Consider the following 17,953-nt stretch of genomic DNA (forward strand, 5'->3'; position numbering starts at 1 on the left):
CCTTTGTGAGCAAAAGCTATATTAAAAGCTCGCTTTTGCCCACAACGAATACGGTTTAATTTAAGTAAATTAATTAAATGACTTTAGTATCGCTGGTATTAAATGCTAAAACGTATGCTTCCTTTTTAGCTCTAGGAAGCTTTTTTAATTGATACTCAAGTTTACTTGCTTCACTTTTATTACCAACTTGTTGTTGATGGATAAGTAAAAGCGGCCCTTTCCCTCTAAGGTTTTTAGCCCCTTTGCCAGCTTGATGAGTTGCAAAGCGTTTTTCAACATTAGTCGTGATCCCTGTGTACCAATGACCAAACCGTGTCTCAACTATATATAAAAACCAAATAGACTCCGTTTTTAAAATATTCGTTTCGATGTGCTGTAAACTTTTTTCATTATTAATGGTCAAAACATTACCTTAACGCCCTTAACATAAAACAATTGCTTAAAAGGGTTTTACCTTCAGTGACTAATCGGTATCATGCAGATATTAAAAAATAAGGATCACAACTAACAATGCAGTCGTTAAAAACTTTTTCTCTTTGGCTTATCGTTGCTTTAACACTTAGCTCAGCAGCAGGTTGCTCTAGCTGGGTATACCGAATTAACATCCCACAAGGCAACTTTTTAGAGCAATCGGATGTTGAAAAACTTCGTGTAAATATGACTCGAGAGCAAGTTGTTTACGTATTAGGCAGACCTATTGCCGAAGACGCCTTTGATAACAATACTTGGCGTTATATTTACAGCTTCAATAAAGGCCGTAAAAACGAGCAAAATAAAGAGTTAGTAATTAACTTTGAAAATGAAAAGTTAGTTTCAATCTCAGGTGATTATGACCAACCTGAAAACTTTACTACACCGCTCGAGCAATAAATTTCTCAAGTGGTAAAAAAAGGTGAGCATGGCTCACCTTTTTTATTGGTTTATTTAAAAGCTTTTACCATTTTAAACAACGTTAGCGTATAATTTAATCAGTTAAATTTTCCACGTTTATACCGATTTGCGTTACTTTTCGAGTGGGCGGCCACCCGTTATTTTATTTGCACGCCCCTCTTCTTTAGCTTTTTCTGCACGCTTTCTGCGCGCATCTTTAGGATCTGCAATTAATGGACGATATATCTCTATACGGTCACCGTCTTTTAACTCATAGTTAGCTTTTACAGTTCGATTCCACACACCTAACGTTAGCGATGTAGCATCTATCTCAGGGCACTTTTGTATAATACCTGACTGAATAACAGCTTGCTCGACTGTAGTCCCTTGTGGCACTTCAATTGATAAACACGTTGCCGTGGTTGGTAACGCAAATACCACCTCAACATTAATCATACTCGCGCTCCATAAACCTGTTTTGCACGTTGAGTAAATGCACTCACCATATTTTTAGCAACATCGTTAAAAATCTTACCAAAGGCAAGCTCTATTAACTTACTTGAAAATTCAAATTCTAGTTGCAAGTGAACTTTACATGCTTTGGCGTCAAGCTCTTGAAAGTGCCAGCGCCCTTTTAACGTCTTAAATGGTCCATCAACAAGGCTTAGCAACACGGTTTGCTCATCAACAAAGGTGTTTTCGGTGGTAAACCACTTTTTTATACCCGCCTTGGATATTTCTAAACTCGCGGTCATGTTATTATCATGCTGTGAAACAATTTTTGAGTCTGAGCAATTTGGTAAAAACTGCGAATAAGCTTCTACATCATTAACTAGATCAAACATCTCTTTAGTGCTGTACATAACCAGCGCACTTTTTTCTATTTGTGGCATACTCACTCCCAACTGTGTGGGCGAATTTTAGCAAGCTTTGCGCGTTTCCCCAAATTTTCATGCTGCTTAAATTAAAGCTTAATTTTTAAAAGCATTATTAAAAAATCGATGTAAAACATCTCACATTACGTATATTATAGGGCACTATGGCTAAGAAAAATTCATCAAAATCGACAAGTAATACCATCGCGCTAAACAAAAAAGCGCGACATGAGTATTTTTTACACGATAAGTTTGAAGCAGGTGTTGAACTACAAGGCTGGGAAGTAAAAAGTATCCGAGCAGGTAAGGTAAACATCACCGAAACTTATATTCATCTTAAAAATGGCGAAGCATTTTTGCTTGGCGCGCAAATCCAGCCACTTAATAGTGCATCAACCCATGTAATTTGCGATCCGTTGCGTTATCGTAAGTTACTATTAAGCAGACGCGAACTTGACCGTCTACTCGGTGCAACAGAGCGAGATGGCTATTCATTAATAGCTACAGCTATGTACTGGAAAAAATGTTGGGTGAAACTTGAATTTCATCTAGCAAAAGGTAAAAAGTTGCACGATAAACGTGACGACGGGAAAAATAAAGATTGGTCTCGCGAAAAAGAACGTTTAATGAAACACAAAGTATAAGCACAACGCCTAACTAACAAGTTAGGCGTTTTTTTTTATTAAAAAAAACCAACTATTATTTGTTTTATTAATATACAACAAGATTACTATTCATTCAGAATATACATGTAAATAATTTATTACAATTTTATTGTGAATTAATTAATTTAATTATTACTCGCATTTAGGCTGTATTTGTTATTTCCAAAATAAAGCATATGCGCCTATTTCAACCTTCTTCAGCGCATAACATCTGTTTTAAAATCATCCAAAAACACACAAAAAACCATACTAAAATCACATTTCAGTCTAATTGCTAACACTTAAGTTACATGATATTAATGTCGTCGCTTGTTATATCAATCCGCTTAAATATGGGATTTATTTAACAGTTTAAAAAGGATTGGTATAGAGCAACTAAATTTATAACATATCAACAAGGACTTAAGGATGAAGTAATCAACTGCATTTACACCTAGCTTAATTGCAGGTGCTACAATCGCACTTTCAGCAGATTTTACAACAACTTACGCTGCTGAAGAAGCTAACAAAGTAGAGCGCATTGAAGTAACTGGCTCACGAATCAAACTTTCAGATATCGAAGGACCTTCTCCGGTTCAATCAATCGCAAGAGCTGATATTGAGAACATGGGTTATGACAACCTACAACAACTCCTCGAAAGAATGCCTGTCGCGGGTAGCGGTACTTTCTCAACACGTGGTAACAACCAAGACTCAACTGCAAATGGGTCTGCTGCTGTTAGTTTACGTGGCTTAGGTGCTGATGCTACGCTCGTACTAATCAATGGCCGTCGTGTCTCTATTAGTGCATTTGCCGAAGGTATCACAAACTCATTTATAGATATTAACAGTATCCCAGTTTCTGCCATTGAGCGAATCGATATACTAAAAGATGGTGCTTCAGCTATCTACGGCTCAGACGCAGTAGCGGGTGTTGTAAACGTTATCTTGAAAAAAGACATTGACGGTGTTGAAGTTAATTTGGGCTACGGTGGTACTGATGGTCCCAATTATGAAGAAACAACAGCAAGTTTAGTATGGGGTACTACTAGCGAGAAAAGTAGCGCGTCAGTTATTATCGATTACTTTAAAAATACATCTCTTTCTTCTGATGAAATGGGCAGCTTAGGTACAGCAAATCAATCACCTTATGGTGGTGAAGATTTTCGCTCATCTCGTGGTTTCCCTGGATATTTTTATGTAGACGGTGTTAAAACAATTGATCCGGCTTGTCCTGCTGAAAATGCAACTTCAAGCGGCAGTTGTTTATTTGATTACGGCCCTTACGGTTATATCGCACCAGCGTCTGAACGCGTGGGTGCTATTTCTCAATTTGAATATAACTTTGATAATGGCATTACGGGCTTTTTAGAAATGGCAGTACAGCACAATACGTCTGTTGCGGCCGGAGCCCCTACTCCAATTGATGAAGATGCAGGCTTAACTGTCCCAGCTAACCACCCTAACAATCCATTTGGTGAAGACATTCAAATTGGTCGCTACCGTACAGTTGATGCTGGCGCACGCCAATGGGATATTGAATCAGATACTCTTCGCTTTGTTGCAGGGCTTAGAGGTGAGTTTAATGACTGGAGCTGGGAAACCGCTGTACAAAAAGGCCGTAGTAAATCTCTTCAAACAGGTGATAGAACACAAGGTTGGGTTCGTACTGATTTCTTACAACAAGAAATTGATGCAGGAAACTACAATCCAGTTGGTGGCACGTACAACGACCCAGCTGTAATTGACCGTATTACAACAAGCTTAGTGCGTCGTGGTGAGTCTCACATGACTTCCTTTGATGCAAACATTACAGGTGAAGCATTTAGTTTTGGCGACGATGTAGTAATGATGGCTGCAGGTATTGAATACCGTGAAGAAGATGTGAATGACATCCCTGATGATCAATTTCAACGTGGCTTAATATTTGGTACAGAATCTGTATCGGCATCTGCAGATCGTGAACAATACGCAGCCTATGTTGAGTTTTCTATTCCTCTTGCTGAAAATTTAGAGCTACAACTTGCTGGCCGTTACGATGACTACAGTGACTTCGGTACAACAACAAACCCTAAAGTAGCTCTTCGCTGGGCGCCTACTGATGAAATCACAGTGCGTGGCTCTTGGGCACAAGGCTTTAGAGCGCCTTCTTTGGCACAAGTTGGTTTAGGTCCATCTCAAGAAAGCCAATTCTTTGTAGATACATACCGATGTGAAGCAACGGGCCTTGATTGTGATGCACTTGATTACAACATTGAATTTGCTGGTAACCCTGACCTTGAAGCTGAAGAATCAGAATCATGGAATATCGGCTTTATTTGGGCGCCTTCTGCAGAGTTTGGTTTAAGTGTCGATGTGTGGAGCATCACTCAAGATAACAAAATTGATGAGCAAGAGTTTGGTCCAATTTATAACTCTGAGTGTAATAACCAAGATAGTACTGTATGTGTACGCTTAACACCTACAGGTGGCGATAGCTTAGGAACAATTCAAAAAATTTACAGCACATTTGAAAACGTTTCCTCGCAAGAAGTATCTGGGGTTGATGTTTCAGCTAACTACAATCACTCACTTGATGACTTAGGTTTATTGAAATTTAATTTAGAATGGGCATACCAAGATAAATTTGAAAAAGATGGCCGCGATTACACCGGTGAGTATGGCTATCCAGAGCACCGCTGGATTTTCTCTACAAACTGGGAAATTGGCGAGTTTAATACAAACGTAAACATCAGTTATGTAGGTGAGTTTGAAGATACCCCAGATATTGATTTTGACGGTAATTTAGACTTTGATAGCAATACATCACGTATGGTTGATTCGCAAACATTGGTAGATTTACAAACATCTTATCGTGTTACTGACTCAACTAAAGTATCGTTAGGTGTAAATAACTTATTTGATGAAGAGCCACCATTTGCAATTGGTGATGGCGACGCTGATCTATACGGTTATGCTTCAGGTGTACACAACCCTAGAGGCCGATACTTCTACACTAAAGTTAGCTTCTCGTTTTAACTTTGCGAGCTTATTTTAAAGTGAGCTAACGCTACAAATAAAAAAACCGCCAATTGGCGGTTTTTTTATTTAAAACTAAGGGCTAAATTATAGCTTTATAGCTCGCCTTCGTTTTCAGATAAGAACTTAGCAACGCCTTCAGGGCTTGCGTCCATACCTTTTTTACCTTCAGTCCAACCAGCAGGACATACTTCACCGTGCTCAGTATGGAACGCTAGCGCGTCAACCATGCGAAGCATTTCGTCTATGTTACGACCTAGTGGTAAATCGTTCACTACTTGGTGACGTACGTTACCTTCTTCATCAATTAAGAAAGAACCACGGAACGCAACACCCGCTTCTGGATGCTCAACGTCGTATGCTTTACAAATTTCGTGTTTAACGTCTGCAACTAGTGCGTATTGAACTTTACCAATACCGCCGTCTGCTACAGCAGTGTTACGCCATGCGTTATGTGAGAATTGTGAATCGATAGAAACACCAATTACTTCTACGCCACGCTTTTGAAACTCTTCAAAACGCTTATCAAATGCAATAAGTTCAGAAGGACATACAAACGTGAAATCTAGTGGGTAAAAGAAGATAACTGCTTTTTTACCTTTAATTGTTTCATGAAGGTTATAGCTATCTACAATTTCACCGTTACCAAGAACAGCTGCAGCGGTAAAGTCTGGTGCCTGGCGGCCTACTAATACACCCATTTTATTCTCCAAATATTTTGAGTTTGTTTTCAATTGCTTTCGCAATGCTGGTACTTATATGGGCGCTAAAAATTAAAAACCAATAGCGCATACATATAATTAATTGGTATTCTAAAGTTATTCACTACAAAAGAACAATCGCATTTAACGATGTGAGCAATCGAAAATAACGAACACTTGCAACTTGCGCTAATATGCTTAAATAATAGGTCTAATTTAAAGTGTAAGTTGCGTTGTAACTAAGTAGAAATTTTAAAAATATCGAAGTGGTTTATGCATTAAACTTTTTAGAATTTCATATACGGTGGCGCTAAATTTTACAGATATAAAAAAACCTGCAAATGCAGGTTTCTCGCTTAGACTTAGTCCATTATATCTGAGGGCATATCACCACGGATTTTTTGCCAAATCTCACCTGTTTGATGACCATATTTACGCATCATAGAAATAGCACCATCATGCTCTTTCTTTTCTGCCAAAATGGTTAAATCTTTATAAAACTGACGAGCAAGTTCACGAGTTCCAGCATCAGAGAAGTAATGACAACCAATCTTTGAATAAAAGCCTCTAAAGCCGTTAAGTATTAATACATAAATACGGTTATTACCCGCAACGGCTAATTCGTGATGCACTTTATAATCATAGTCAGCAAATGCTTGAGCGGTGTCTTCTAGCTCATGGCTTTGTGATAAAATTTCAATCACGCGTTCAGGATTTAACTTAATTGCAGCACGTGTATAAATAGCACTAATATTAGTACGTGCAGATAAAAGCTGATCTGTCAGCTCTGGCATCTTGTCTTCATCTAAGCGCGCTAATGTTTCAAGAATGTTTAAGCCAGACGTTTCCCAAAAGTTATTTACTTTTGTTGGTTTACCATGCTGAATTGTTAACCAACCATCACGTGCTAAACGCTGTAATACTTCTCTCAAGGTCGTTCTTGTTACACCAATTAACTCTGAAAGTTCTCGCTCGGCAGGTAGAATTGAACCTGGAGGGAAATCGCCGTTCCAAATAGATTCAACTATATATTCTTCAGCAAATCCTGCTGGGCTTTTCGCTTTAAAAATTCTCATCCAGTTCCCACTCGAATTAATCAACACTCATCGTTTTACACGAATAACTGACTGATTGTACCAGAGGAAGCATAACTAACAAGTAAAGTCAGGTATATTAATAAGCAAATGAGTAGAAATTAAAGATTAATAAATAATAAAATTTAGGTTTTTCTAATATAGCTACAATGTATAAATATACAGAGCAATATTCATTGTAGATACATTGTAATTATTGGTATTTTTTATTTACACCATACCTAGCTGAATCAACTTAAAACACATAAGTACATTAAAAAGGAACACCTATGCAACAGAGCGTTCTAACCGCAACTTTAAAGAATTGATTAGGCAATGTACCAATGTTGTATAAGTAAGCGATATAACTAAGCTTATGTATCAATGGGAACTAAGTCGAGCGTCATGTAGCCTCTGCTGAGGCTGCATTGAGTGGTCAAAAATTTCATCTTATAAAAAGCGACTTCGGTAGCTTTTTTTTCCTTTTTGTTGCCGCATACATTATCCTAGGTCATAATCTAACGTCTTATTTAAACGCGGAATTTTTATGAACTGGCTTGCGCAATTACCCACCCAACGTACCCCTTGGCTTTTATTTACAGCTATCGTTTTTTTACTTGAAGTGACCGCCCTTTTCTTTCAATACCAAATGGGATTGGCGCCTTGCATAATGTGCATATATCAACGTACAGCCGTACTGGGTCTATTAGGCGCAGGAATTGTAGGTTCGACTAAACCACAGAGCAAAGCAGTTCGTATATTAGCGTATGTAATTTGGGGTGTATCGAGTGTTTGGGGATATTTAATTGCTCGCGAGCATATTGATATGCAAACCACCACGGACCCTTTTGCATTTAGCTGTGAGTTTGAACCAAACTTCCCATCGTTTATGCCGTTACATGAATGGATACCTAGCTTTTTTCAGGCGACCGGGGATTGTGGAAATATAGATTGGCAATTTGTTGGTTTGAGCATGCCTGCTTGGATGGAAATTATATTTGGGATTTTCTCACTAACACTATTTATTATAGTTATTGGCCGTTTATTAATTAAAAAGTCGATTTGATATGTTCACATTTTTTTCAAGCCAATTAGATGAGCTTAAGCACCTAAAGGTACGCAAGCGTCAGGACGTAATAGCACTTTCTTTAAGTATGTTATCGCCAACTGATAAAGTGTTACTACGTATTATTAAATTAATATTACTAAGTCCACTATTTTTAATATTCACAGTATTTAAAGGTTGGATATTAATCCCGTTTTTGATACTCGGCGGACTTTGCTACCCACTTTTAACAACACCTATTGAAATCAACTTTGCTAAAAAACACTTAAGCGATGCATTAAAACAATTTAATCAGGGCGCATAGCGCCCTGATTGTTATCTACTGCTATTAAAGTGAAATTTTCCCCTCTAATTTGGCTAATAGTTTTTTACCAATTCCTTTAACTTGCGATAAATCACTGACGCTTTTAAATTCGCCGTTTTCTTCACGGAAGTCCACTATTGCCTGCGCTTTTTTCTTACCTATACCTGGTAGCTTAGCAAGCTTCTCTGCATCGGCATTATTTATACTAATTGTCTCAACTTGAGGCATTTGCTTAGTTACTTCTGATAATTGTGCATACGCGGTAGTCGCGGGTAGTAAGCATAATAAGCTTATTATGAATAAATTTTTTAACGTTTTCATCAAACTTGTCCCTATTCTTCTTTTCTTAATTTTGAATATTGCTCAGGAAAACCAAAAAGTAAGGAACTGAAAAGCTCATCATTTAAAGTGTACCTAAACGCATTATCACTATGATCCGAAATCCTGAAAATGCAGCTGGTACAACAAGTGATTGCTTAACTAAAGTAAAGTTACCGTTTTTTGTCAAATTTAAGACACCTAAAAATTAATACTTCGCGCTTGCAAATTTACGCCCAAACCATTACTGTACATAAAAACAGTAATCTAATGGTTTTTACAAACCACGGTGCCAAGCAATTTTGCAGGAGAAATCATGGCTGTTGTTGTTAAATATGTTGTAGAACGAAACGGAGTCGAGCGTATGACGTTTACTACCAAAAAAGAAGCTGATGCTTATGATAAGATGCTCGATATAGCAGAATCACTTGAGCTAATGCTAGAAAAGGTAGACGTACCGCTTAGTGAGCAACAAATTGAATCACTTGCTTTAGAAATAGCGAAAAGCAAAGATGACTTTATGACCATATTAAAGGGCGGCAAAGATCCAGTTGTTACCAAAGCGCCAGCAAAAAGTAAAAAGTCAGATAACGTTGCATCAATTGAAGATAACAACGATAAAAAAGTAAGTTAATTCATAGAATGTTCCCTCCTCGAACGGGACAAACTAAATAAAAAAGGGAGCAACTAAGTTGCTCCCTTTTTTATTATACCAATTCGCTTAATTAAGTGATCTCTTTGAGGGTGGAAAAACGTGTTGATAGCTAGGCAAAAATTCGATATTTAGTTGTACTAAATGAGAATTTTTTAACGCCGGTAGCAACACGTTTAGCCCCGCAAAATGATTAAGTATTATTGCGGATTGGTATTAATTACTACTCACTTTAAAATAAGTAGTAATTGCTAATTAAAGCTCTTTTTCTACTTCATCAAATAAAACAGTGATGTTTTGCTCTGGCTCTTTTGTTACTAAGCTAACAACAACAATTGCAATACTCGCTAAAATAAAGCCAGGTACTATTTCGTACATAAAGCTACTTAAGCTTTCACCATTGATAGTAAATGGTCCATATATCCAAATTAGCACAGTAAATGCGCCTACTAACATACCAGCTAACGCACCAGCAAAGTTCATGCGTTTCCAATAAAGGCTAAACAATACAAGTGGTCCAAACGCAGCACCAAAGCCAGCCCACGCATTACTTACTAGGTCTAATATAGAGCTATCTCTATCGTAAGCCAAATAAATAGCGAACATAGCAACTACGGCAACACTAATACGGCCAACAGCAACTAGCTCTTTATCACTGGCATCTTTACGTAAGAATGTTTTATAGAAATCTTCTGTTAATGAACTTGAACTAACCAATAATTGAGATGAGATAGTACTCATAATCGCAGCCAAAATTGCAGCAAGTAAAAAGCCAGCAATAAGTGGGTGGAACAGCAACTCAGAAAGAATTAAGAAAATTGTTTCAGGATCTTCAACTACAATGTTGTTCTCATAAGTATAAGCTGCACCAAATATACCAGTACCAACAGCACCAATGGCAGCAACAATCATCCATGTCATACCAATACGGCGTGCTTTAGGCATATCTTTAACACTACGCACCGACATAAAACGAACAATGATATGTGGTTGGCCAAAATAACCTAAACCCCAAGCCATTGCAGAAATAATACCTAATGCAGAACCTGCACCAATCCAGTTAAGCATATCTGGATTTACGCTATGTAAAGTTGATTCTAAAGGTTGTTCAAGCAAAGAGTATGCAACCGTTGGTACTAGAATAAGTGCAATGAACATAATACAACCTTGCACAAAGTCAGTTAAGCTGACAGCTAAAAAACCACCAAACAAGGTATATAAAACAACTACGCCCGTTGTAATGTATAAACCCATCTCATAAGTTAAACCAAATGAGCTTTCAAACAATTTACCACCAGCGACAACACCAGATGAAGTATAAAGAGTAAAGAAAACAATAATTACCACAGCTGATACAACACGTAATAGGTTGGATTTATCATTGAAGCGATTTGAAAAGTAATCTGGGATGGTTATAGAGTCATTTGCTTTTTCAGTGTAAACACGTAATCTCGGTGCAACTAACAAATAGTTTAACCAAGCACCAATCACCAAGCCAATTGCTATCCATGTACTACTAAAACCAGTAACAAACATCGCACCAGGTAGGCCCATTAAAATCCAGCCACTCATATCAGATGCACCTGCAGACAGTGCAGCTACACTTGGAGATAGATTTCGTCCACCTAACATGTAACCAGATACATCGTCAGTAGATTGCTTATATGCATATAGTCCGATACCTAACATTACAATAAAATATAATGCTAGTGAAATAATCATTCCTGTTTCCAAATTAGCCTCCGCATAATTATTAATAATAGGCTTTAATCCAAATAATGACTCTTAAAATTTTATAGTTAAGACACTATTGGGGTAAAAACCATTCTCGCTGACTATATCATGCTTGATAATAAAATCTCCAACTTGCTGCCCTCACCTGATACAAAAATACTCATGTTGAATAATTTTAAAGCGAATTGGTGAAATATAATAAATTAAATACTAGAAAGACCTTAATTTTTAATGATAATTTATTAATCTAGCAAATATACGTAATGCTATTTTGAGTCTTTTGCCATATATTATTACAATAACTAATTAGATTACTCTTACGGAACTGTTTATGTATTTTTACGCTGCACGCCAACCTATTTTAGACAGAGATAAAAAGCTCATCGGGTATGAACTTTTATTTCGCGATGGCGTTGATAACGTATTTCCCGATATAGACGGTGACGAGGCAACAACACGACTTATAGAGGGTAGCCAGTTTAATTTTGGTTTAGAAGATTTAACCGACAATAAACCTGCCTATATAAACTTCACCCTAGAAACACTATCAAAGGGTTACCCTACACTACTAGGTAAAGACACTATAGTTGTAGAAATACTTGAAACTATCCAGCCTGGTAAGCGTTTATTAGCTATCGTTAAAGATTTAAAAGATAAAGGTTACACTATTGCTCTTGATGACTATATTCATCAACCTGTATGGCGTCATTTTTACCCATTTATTGATATTATTAAAATAGATTTTTTAGCATCTGATATAGATACAATAAAAACGGTTCTTAATGATTTAAAACTGCACTCGCATATTAAGTTACTTGCCGAAAAAGTAGAAACCTATGAAATTTACCAACAAGCTCTAGAGCTTGGTTTTGATTATTTCCAAGGATTTTTCTTCTCAAAACCTGAAATGGTACAAAGTAAGGCTCTACCGCCTTCAGAAATGGCATTAGCTGAATTACTTTACGAAACATCAAGCGTTGATATGGATCTTAAAAAAATCACTGATGTGTTTGAGCGTGATGTAAACCTATCTTACAAATTACTTAGGTATTCAAATTCTGCTGCCTTTGCAAGGCGTGCTGAAATAAGTACCATTAAGCAAGCCCTTATAGTGCTTGGTGCTAACGAAATTAAAAAACTATTATCATTATTATTTGCAGCGCAAGTATCAGCAGATAAACCTGTAGAGCTAATTAGGCTATCGCTTACGCGCGCTCGTTTTGGTGAGTTACTCGCTATATCCCATGGACAATTTAAAGATACCGGCATGGCATTTTTAACCGGTATGATGTCTCTTATGGATGCTATTTTAGATGAGAGTATGGAAAGCGTTATGAAAAAGCTTCCACTTTCGAATGACATAAAAGCAGCGTTATTAAACGATGAAGGCTTGCTGGCAAAATATTTAAACTTAGTTAAGTATTATGAACAAGCTAACTGGTCAGCCGCAAACGAATTAACGAAAGAGCTAAACCTAGGTGAAAAAGTTCCTGATGCCTATCATGAAGCACTCACTTGGGTTAATGAGCAAATGCAGTTAATAGTTAACGAAAAATAAGTAACCCGAACTCTGGTTAAGGTATTTACTAATATATTGAATCATAATGATACTTAAGTTTATTTTTCTCTAGCCAAAGTTCAGATTATATATAAACAGTCAATAAAAACGCCAGCATTTAGCTGGCGTTTTTATTATTGGCTTCAATTATAAACTTTCTAAAAAGTCTTCATCAAAATCAGCTGGCTCTTCTTTTATAGGTGGGTTGCCATCGTACAGCTCATAAATTTGACGCTGGAAGTAAATATCTTTTACAAATAAGTACGGATCAAGTGAATCATTTAATAGCCCTTCTTGTGGGATTAATGATGCACGCGCCTCAACTGCTTTTAAAACAAATACTAAAATAGTTTGTGGAGTCGTTAGCGCAACTTCAGGTAATACAAAGTTATCGACTACATCACCGGTCAGGTTACGTGCTGTTGTTGGCCCCATACCTGGTAGCATTAAATAGGCGCCATCACCTACGCCCCATACACCCAACGTTTGTCCAAAGTCTTCATCGACTATTTCAAGACCTAGTGAGCTTGCAACATCAAAGATACCAAACAGACCGACAGTAGAGTTAACTAAAAAGCGTGCTAAGCTCACACTTGCATTACCCGGTTTACCTTGCAAACCCGCATTGATCATATCTACAGGTGCGGTGATATTACCTGTAAAATTAACAATACCGTTTCTTACCGGTACAGGCGTTACTTCAACATAACCTACAGCAACTGGGCGCAACAAATAAGCATCCAGTACATCCATATTAAAGTCATATAATGGACGATTAATACTTTGCAGCGGATCTCTGTCATCTACTTTGCTTTGAGGTACTTGAGCACAGCCGGCTAGTATCAATAAACATAAAAAAGTAAAACTGTGTTTTAACATCTAACGTCCTTAAGGTATTAATGTATCAATTTGAAGTTGGTAGTCACTTACACTTTCACGCTTTAACGCCTGTGAATGACCTTCTAGCTCACCAGAGCTTGGCATAACAGAGTCATCGATAGAAATACGTGCCGAAATAATAATATTTTCTGCACTAGATAAGTTAAGCCCTGCAACCATTGCACTACTATCACTCAACTCAACTGTAATTGGAAATGAATATTTAGTCAGCTTAACAGCAGCCAATGGCATAGGTGAGCCAGTTGCAGCTTTTGCAAATATAAACAAAATACCGTCTTTTGGCTGTTTATCAATAAGCTCTTTTGCAATGTCGACTGTAACTGCAATAGCACCCGTTGTAGTAGTAACTGGCATAACTGAGCCTTCACTTTGCATTTGCTGCTCAATATCAGCAATACGTTCTGAGATCATGTTATAACGTGAATCATTTTTTTCCATGCTCGCCAATAAAACTTCAAATGCAGTTTTAGCTTGAGGCCAATCTTTACGCTCATACGCTATCAGCGCTAGTAACGAAATAGCATCTAAATTTGTAGGCTCAACGTTTAGCACTTTTGAAAGCATACCTGCCGCGCGAGTCATATTAGCTTCGCTACCTTCAAGCAATAAAACCTGACTGTAACTAATAAGAACCTGCATATTATCAGGGTTCATACGTAGTGCTTTATCAAATGACTGCTGCGCCATGTCAAATTCATTAAGCGACATAGCCACTCGACCAAGTAGCATCCAAGCAACTTCATCATCGCCAGAACGGCTAAGTTTAGTACGAAGCGCCAATGCAAAAGCCTGCAGCTCATTTTGACTAAGCGGCTCACCTTTTTGCATTACAGCACGCTCGCCATAATCAGCTAAATTATCCATTGCATCATGCCAAGCCGAAATTTGCTGCTGACTGCCTGTAAAACTATAAAAAATCCCTGTAAGTGCAAGAACAAATGCACCGCCTGTTAAAGCAAAAATACGGTTATTACCTTTGCTGTTAAGTGATTTCTCTGGTGATAGCTCGTTCAATAAGCGACGTTTTAATTCAACAATTGATTCTGCGTGATTTACGCTATCAATGCGTTGATTATCTAAATCAGTTTGCAAATCGACTAAACGCTGCTCATAAATACTAATTAATTCAGCATTGGCGTTATGAGTAATCGTTTGAACACGCTCTTTTTTTAAAAAAGGTACCATAACAAAGCTAAGAGCAATCAGTGTGAGTAAGGCAAAACACGCCCACATTAAAATCATTTAGCTTTGCTCCTGACGTTTATTTTGTTCAATTAGCTTCGCTAGCAGCATTTCATCGTCGCTGCTCCATGTTTGTTTTACTGATGCTTTTCGTTGGCGAATAACAATAAAACCAAAGCCAACAATTACAATTAACACAGGTAGTACCCACAGCACTAAAGTCGCTGGTGTAACAGGTGGGTCGTAATGAACAAAATAGCCAAAGCGGTCAATCATATAATCAATCACTTCGTCTTTGCTTTTACCTTCTTTAACCAATACGAGCACTTTATCGCGCAAGTCTTTAGCAACAACAGCGTCGGAGTCCGCGATGTTTTGATTTTGACACTTAGGGCAACGTAGCTCTTTGGTTAACTCTTCAAACAATATTGCTTGTTTGTTGTTATCAAATTGATAGCGATCTTGCTGTGCAAACGCACCCATGCTTACAAAAAGGCTAAGCGCAAGTAGTAACCACTTCATTATTTAAGCTCCTGCATAATTGGCGCAAATTTAGCTCGCCATACTCGCGGGTTTATATCACCGGTGTGATGTAACAAAATAGTGCCGTTTTTATCAACTAAAAATGTTTCTGGCGCACCCGACACGCCTAAATCCAACGACAAAGTACGGTGTAAATCTAAAATATTAAATTGGTAAGGGTCACCCGCACGTTGCAGCATATCAGTGACTTCGCTGCGAAGTGATTGCATATCAAACGGGCCATCAAAATCAGCGTCGTAACCTTGTACGTAATATAGTCCAATAATTTTAACGCCTTGCTCACGTAACTTAGTTAAATAACCAAGTTCGACTAAACATGTTGGGCACCACGTACCCCATACATTTAATAAGTAAACTTCACCTTTTAACGACTCGTTAGTCCACTGCTTATTGTCTTGCATTAAATCAGGTAAATTAAATGCTGGCATTTCTTGACCTAACCGCCCTGTTTGAATTTCACGAGGGTTGGCAAAAAGACCTTGGTATAAAAATACACACACAAAAGCAAACACTAAAAGCGGAGCAATAGCTAAAATTTTACGGTTCATAAAACACTCTCCGGAACATCTTTACGGGCTGTTTTAGCTGATGTACGGTAACGTTTATCAAACAAAATCATGAAACCTGCTAATGACATAAGCACACCTCCAATCCATATCCAGCGTACAAATGGTTTATGATAAATGCGAAGTGACCATGCATCACCACTTAATTGCTCACCTAATGCTAGGTATAAATCACGTTTAAAACCGGCATCTATTGCCGCCTCAGTCATAAACTGCATACCAATGTCATATTTACGTTTTTCGGCGTGTAAACGTGTTACTAGCTCATTATTTTTAAGCACAGATACAACGCCCGCATGACCGCTGTAGTTTGGCCCACGAATAGTTTTAACGCCATCAAAGCGATATTCATACTCATTAAGCTGTGCTATTTCACCCGGCTTCATCGATACATCACGCTCTACTGAATAAGCCGAGGTAAGTGTTACGCCCGCAATAATAAATGCAATACCAATATGCCCAAGTACCATAGCCCAGTAACTTACAGTAAAGCGTTTTAAGCCTTCTTTTAAGCTCCCGTGCACAGCTGCTTTGGTGTAAATATCAATCCCTGTTGATATTGCAATCCAAACCGCCAGTGTTGTCGCTAATAACGTAAGTGGTTTTACTAAATCGTAACTTGAGAATAACCAAGCGCAGGTAATCACAACACTTGCTAATGCGCCCATTAATATTTTGTTTTGCAAAAAAGCCCACTTGTTTTGCTTCCAACGTAAAAGTGGTCCGATCCCCATCAAAATAGCAAACGGTACTAAAATTATTGCAAACATCTTATTAAAAAACGGTTCGCCAATAGAAATGCTACCTAAGCCCATTTCTTTATGAACCATTGGCAACAATGTACCTAACATAACAATTAATGTAGCAACAACTAAAAATATATTATTGAGCCATAACGCCACTTCGCGCGATACCAGCTTGTATCGTCCTTCACTGTGAACTTGTGACACACGCATTGCATATAACACCAAGCCACCACCGACAACGATGCCTAAAAAGGCGAGTATAAATAAGCCTCTATCGGGGTCTGTAGCAAACGCATGTACCGATACAATAATACCCGAGCGTACAATAAACGTACCTAGCAAACTTAAAGAGAATGCTGCAATTGCGAGTAATACGGTCCATGATTTAAATATACCGCGCTTTTCTGTCACACTTAATGAATGCAGTAATGCGGTTGCAACAAGCCAAGGCATAAGCGCTGCGTTTTCTACTGGATCCCAAAACCACCAGCCGCCCCAGCCTAGTTCTGAATACGCCCACCAGCTACCAATAGTAAGACCTAAACCTAAGAACCCCCATGCTGTCATCGTCCACGGGCGTGACCATTTAGCCCATGTGTTATCAAGTTTACCTGTTAACAATGCCGCTATAGCAAAAGAGAAAGCAACCGACAGCCCCACATAACCCATGTACAGTAATGGTGGATGAATAATCATACCTGGATCTTGAAGCAGCGGATTCAAGTCACGCCCTTCTACCGGAAAATAAGGAAGTAGGCGCTCAAACGGGCTTGAAAGCAGTAAGGTGTACATCATAAAACCTACACCTAAAAAGCCAAGTACACCCAGTACGCGAGCACGTAATACCCAAGGTAATGATTTAGAACGCGCTGCTACAGCAGCAGTCCAACCCGCTTGCATTACTAACCATAATAAAATAGCACCTTCATGACCGCCCCACGTAGAGGTGATTTTATAGTACCAAGGCAGCGTACTACTTGAATGATACGCTACGTAAGATACGGTAAAGTCGTCTGTTAAACTTGCATAAATAAGTGCAGCAAAAGAGATTAGTACAAAAGCAAACTGGCCTATTGCTAAAGATGGAGCCGCACGCATTAATCGAAGATTACCAGTATGCGCGCCCCAAAGAGGAAAAATACACAGTAAAACGCTTAGCACCATGGCAAGCGTTAAAGAAAAATAACCAATTTCTGGGATCAT

The 17,953-nt window shown here is 38.1% G+C and carries 19 protein-coding genes; 7 read left to right on the forward strand and 12 right to left on the reverse strand.

Features of this window, described 5'->3' with window-relative positions; genetic code table 11:
* Window positions 1–73: 73 nt before the first annotated feature.
* Window positions 74–403, reverse strand: a complete 330-nt coding sequence (locus I6F10_RS05635) for a GIY-YIG nuclease family protein (RefSeq protein WP_197098580.1) — start codon at window positions 401–403, stop codon at window positions 74–76.
* Window positions 404–510: 107 nt separating this feature from the next.
* On the opposite strand from I6F10_RS05635, the gene I6F10_RS05640 reads away from it, so the two are divergent.
* Window positions 511–870 carry an outer membrane protein assembly factor BamE gene (locus I6F10_RS05640; RefSeq protein WP_004335706.1) on the forward strand — a complete coding sequence of 120 codons (360 nt, stop codon included), beginning with the start codon at window positions 511–513 and terminating at the stop codon, window positions 868–870.
* Between the two features lie 132 nt (window positions 871–1,002).
* Here the strand turns inward: I6F10_RS05640 and I6F10_RS05645 are convergent, their stop codons facing one another.
* Both I6F10_RS05645 and I6F10_RS05650 read right to left on the reverse strand, forming a co-directional pair.
* Complete coding sequence (locus I6F10_RS05645) at window positions 1,003–1,326, reverse strand: RnfH family protein (protein WP_004335703.1); 324 nt, start codon at window positions 1,324–1,326, stop codon at window positions 1,003–1,005.
* Window positions 1,323–1,763 carry a type II toxin-antitoxin system RatA family toxin gene (locus tag I6F10_RS05650; RefSeq protein WP_197098581.1) on the reverse strand — a complete coding sequence of 147 codons (441 nt, stop codon included), beginning with the start codon at window positions 1,761–1,763 and terminating at the stop codon, window positions 1,323–1,325. The genes I6F10_RS05645 and I6F10_RS05650 overlap by 4 nt, the downstream gene beginning before the upstream one ends.
* 146 nt (window positions 1,764–1,909) lie before the next feature.
* On the opposite strand from I6F10_RS05650, the gene smpB reads away from it, so the two are divergent.
* Window positions 1,910–2,389: an SsrA-binding protein SmpB gene (gene smpB, locus I6F10_RS05655; RefSeq protein WP_004335699.1), complete on the forward strand. Its 480-nt coding sequence runs from the start codon at window positions 1,910–1,912 to the stop codon at window positions 2,387–2,389.
* A gap of 462 nt (window positions 2,390–2,851) precedes the next feature.
* A complete protein-coding gene (locus I6F10_RS05660) occupies window positions 2,852–5,407 on the forward strand; it encodes a TonB-dependent receptor (RefSeq protein ID WP_197098630.1) in 2,556 nt (851 codons plus the stop codon).
* Window positions 5,408–5,502: 95 nt separating this feature from the next.
* Here I6F10_RS05660 and I6F10_RS05665 read toward each other — a convergent pair whose 3' ends face one another.
* Both I6F10_RS05665 and fadR read right to left on the reverse strand, forming a co-directional pair.
* Window positions 5,503–6,108, reverse strand: coding sequence for a peroxiredoxin (locus tag I6F10_RS05665; protein ID WP_007378637.1), 606 nt, complete (start codon window positions 6,106–6,108; stop codon window positions 5,503–5,505).
* A gap of 362 nt (window positions 6,109–6,470) precedes the next feature.
* A complete protein-coding gene (gene fadR, locus I6F10_RS05670) occupies window positions 6,471–7,184 on the reverse strand; it encodes a fatty acid metabolism transcriptional regulator FadR (RefSeq protein ID WP_024606190.1) in 714 nt (237 codons plus the stop codon).
* 544 nt (window positions 7,185–7,728) lie between these two features.
* Here fadR and dsbB point away from each other — a divergent pair.
* Both dsbB and I6F10_RS05680 read left to right on the forward strand, forming a co-directional pair.
* Window positions 7,729–8,247 carry a disulfide bond formation protein DsbB gene (dsbB, locus tag I6F10_RS05675; protein ID WP_007584117.1) on the forward strand — a complete coding sequence of 173 codons (519 nt, stop codon included), beginning with the start codon at window positions 7,729–7,731 and terminating at the stop codon, window positions 8,245–8,247.
* 1 nt (window position 8,248) lies between these two features.
* Window positions 8,249–8,551, forward strand: coding sequence for a DUF6170 family protein (locus I6F10_RS05680; protein WP_010553884.1), 303 nt, complete (start codon window positions 8,249–8,251; stop codon window positions 8,549–8,551).
* A 24-nt stretch (window positions 8,552–8,575) separates the two neighbouring features.
* Here I6F10_RS05680 and I6F10_RS05685 read toward each other — a convergent pair whose 3' ends face one another.
* Window positions 8,576–8,872: a ComEA family DNA-binding protein gene (locus tag I6F10_RS05685; protein ID WP_165742701.1), complete on the reverse strand. Its 297-nt coding sequence runs from the start codon at window positions 8,870–8,872 to the stop codon at window positions 8,576–8,578.
* A gap of 313 nt (window positions 8,873–9,185) precedes the next feature.
* Here I6F10_RS05685 and I6F10_RS05690 point away from each other — a divergent pair, with 313 nt between their 5' ends.
* Window positions 9,186–9,503 (forward strand): YebG family protein, encoded by a 318-nt coding sequence (locus I6F10_RS05690; RefSeq protein ID WP_024606193.1) that lies wholly within the window; start codon window positions 9,186–9,188, stop codon window positions 9,501–9,503.
* 273 nt (window positions 9,504–9,776) lie between these two features.
* Here the strand turns inward: I6F10_RS05690 and putP are convergent, their stop codons facing one another.
* Entirely contained in the window at window positions 9,777–11,255 is a 1,479-nt protein-coding gene (gene putP / locus I6F10_RS05695) for a sodium/proline symporter PutP (RefSeq protein ID WP_197098582.1), read from the reverse strand.
* 331 nt (window positions 11,256–11,586) lie between these two features.
* Here putP and I6F10_RS05700 point away from each other — a divergent pair, with 331 nt between their 5' ends.
* Window positions 11,587–12,813, forward strand: a complete 1,227-nt coding sequence (locus I6F10_RS05700; protein ID WP_024606195.1) for an EAL and HDOD domain-containing protein — start codon at window positions 11,587–11,589, stop codon at window positions 12,811–12,813.
* Between the two features lie 147 nt (window positions 12,814–12,960).
* Here I6F10_RS05700 and I6F10_RS05705 read toward each other — a convergent pair whose 3' ends face one another.
* Genes I6F10_RS05705 through I6F10_RS05725 form a run of 5 tightly spaced genes read right to left on the reverse strand, consistent with a single transcriptional unit; the run spans window position 12,961 to window position 17,953 of the window.
* Window positions 12,961–13,692: an MlaA family lipoprotein gene (locus I6F10_RS05705; RefSeq protein ID WP_002959276.1), complete on the reverse strand. Its 732-nt coding sequence runs from the start codon at window positions 13,690–13,692 to the stop codon at window positions 12,961–12,963.
* Window positions 13,693–13,701: 9 nt separating this feature from the next.
* Window positions 13,702–14,955: a c-type cytochrome biogenesis protein CcmI gene (ccmI, locus tag I6F10_RS05710; RefSeq protein ID WP_197098583.1), complete on the reverse strand. Its 1,254-nt coding sequence runs from the start codon at window positions 14,953–14,955 to the stop codon at window positions 13,702–13,704.
* A complete protein-coding gene (locus I6F10_RS05715) occupies window positions 14,956–15,417 on the reverse strand; it encodes a cytochrome c-type biogenesis protein (RefSeq protein WP_197098584.1) in 462 nt (153 codons plus the stop codon).
* The gene (locus tag I6F10_RS05720) at window positions 15,417–15,986 is read right to left on the reverse strand and encodes a redoxin family protein (protein ID WP_002959281.1); all 570 of its coding nucleotides are present in this window, start codon (window positions 15,984–15,986) and stop codon (window positions 15,417–15,419) included. Before I6F10_RS05720 ends, I6F10_RS05715 begins: the two co-directional genes overlap by 1 nt.
* The gene (locus I6F10_RS05725; protein ID WP_197098585.1) at window positions 15,983–17,953 is read right to left on the reverse strand and encodes a heme lyase CcmF/NrfE family subunit; all 1,971 of its coding nucleotides are present in this window, start codon (window positions 17,951–17,953) and stop codon (window positions 15,983–15,985) included. Before I6F10_RS05725 ends, I6F10_RS05720 begins: the two co-directional genes overlap by 4 nt.

Source organism: Pseudoalteromonas sp. SWYJZ98 (genome assembly GCF_015864495.1).
In the GTDB taxonomy this organism is placed as follows: domain Bacteria; phylum Pseudomonadota; class Gammaproteobacteria; order Enterobacterales; family Alteromonadaceae; genus Pseudoalteromonas; species Pseudoalteromonas distincta.

Excerpts from the sequence above, each read along its gene's own strand:
- I6F10_RS05640 (WP_004335706.1), top strand. The coding sequence starts at position 511 with ATGCAGTCGTTAAAAACTTTTTCTCTTTGGCTTATCGTTGCTTTAACA.
- I6F10_RS05645 (WP_004335703.1), bottom strand. The coding sequence starts at position 1,326 with ATGATTAATGTTGAGGTGGTATTTGCGTTACCAACCACGGCAACGTGT.
- I6F10_RS05650 (WP_197098581.1), bottom strand. The coding sequence starts at position 1,763 with ATGCCACAAATAGAAAAAAGTGCGCTGGTTATGTACAGCACTAAAGAG.
- smpB (WP_004335699.1), top strand. The coding sequence starts at position 1,910 with ATGGCTAAGAAAAATTCATCAAAATCGACAAGTAATACCATCGCGCTA.
- I6F10_RS05665 (WP_007378637.1), bottom strand. The coding sequence starts at position 6,108 with ATGGGTGTATTAGTAGGCCGCCAGGCACCAGACTTTACCGCTGCAGCT.
- fadR (WP_024606190.1), bottom strand. The coding sequence starts at position 7,184 with ATGAGAATTTTTAAAGCGAAAAGCCCAGCAGGATTTGCTGAAGAATAT.
- dsbB (WP_007584117.1), top strand. The coding sequence starts at position 7,729 with ATGAACTGGCTTGCGCAATTACCCACCCAACGTACCCCTTGGCTTTTA.
- I6F10_RS05680 (WP_010553884.1), top strand. The coding sequence starts at position 8,249 with ATGTTCACATTTTTTTCAAGCCAATTAGATGAGCTTAAGCACCTAAAG.
- I6F10_RS05685 (WP_165742701.1), bottom strand. The coding sequence starts at position 8,872 with ATGAAAACGTTAAAAAATTTATTCATAATAAGCTTATTATGCTTACTA.
- I6F10_RS05690 (WP_024606193.1), top strand. The coding sequence starts at position 9,186 with ATGGCTGTTGTTGTTAAATATGTTGTAGAACGAAACGGAGTCGAGCGT.
- I6F10_RS05700 (WP_024606195.1), top strand. The coding sequence starts at position 11,587 with ATGTATTTTTACGCTGCACGCCAACCTATTTTAGACAGAGATAAAAAG.
- I6F10_RS05705 (WP_002959276.1), bottom strand. The coding sequence starts at position 13,692 with ATGTTAAAACACAGTTTTACTTTTTTATGTTTATTGATACTAGCCGGC.
- ccmI (WP_197098583.1), bottom strand. The coding sequence starts at position 14,955 with ATGATTTTAATGTGGGCGTGTTTTGCCTTACTCACACTGATTGCTCTT.
- I6F10_RS05715 (WP_197098584.1), bottom strand. The coding sequence starts at position 15,417 with ATGAAGTGGTTACTACTTGCGCTTAGCCTTTTTGTAAGCATGGGTGCG.
- I6F10_RS05720 (WP_002959281.1), bottom strand. The coding sequence starts at position 15,986 with ATGAACCGTAAAATTTTAGCTATTGCTCCGCTTTTAGTGTTTGCTTTT.
- I6F10_RS05725 (WP_197098585.1), bottom strand. The coding sequence starts at position 17,953 with ATGATCCCAGAAATTGGTTATTTTTCTTTAACGCTTGCCATGGTGCTA.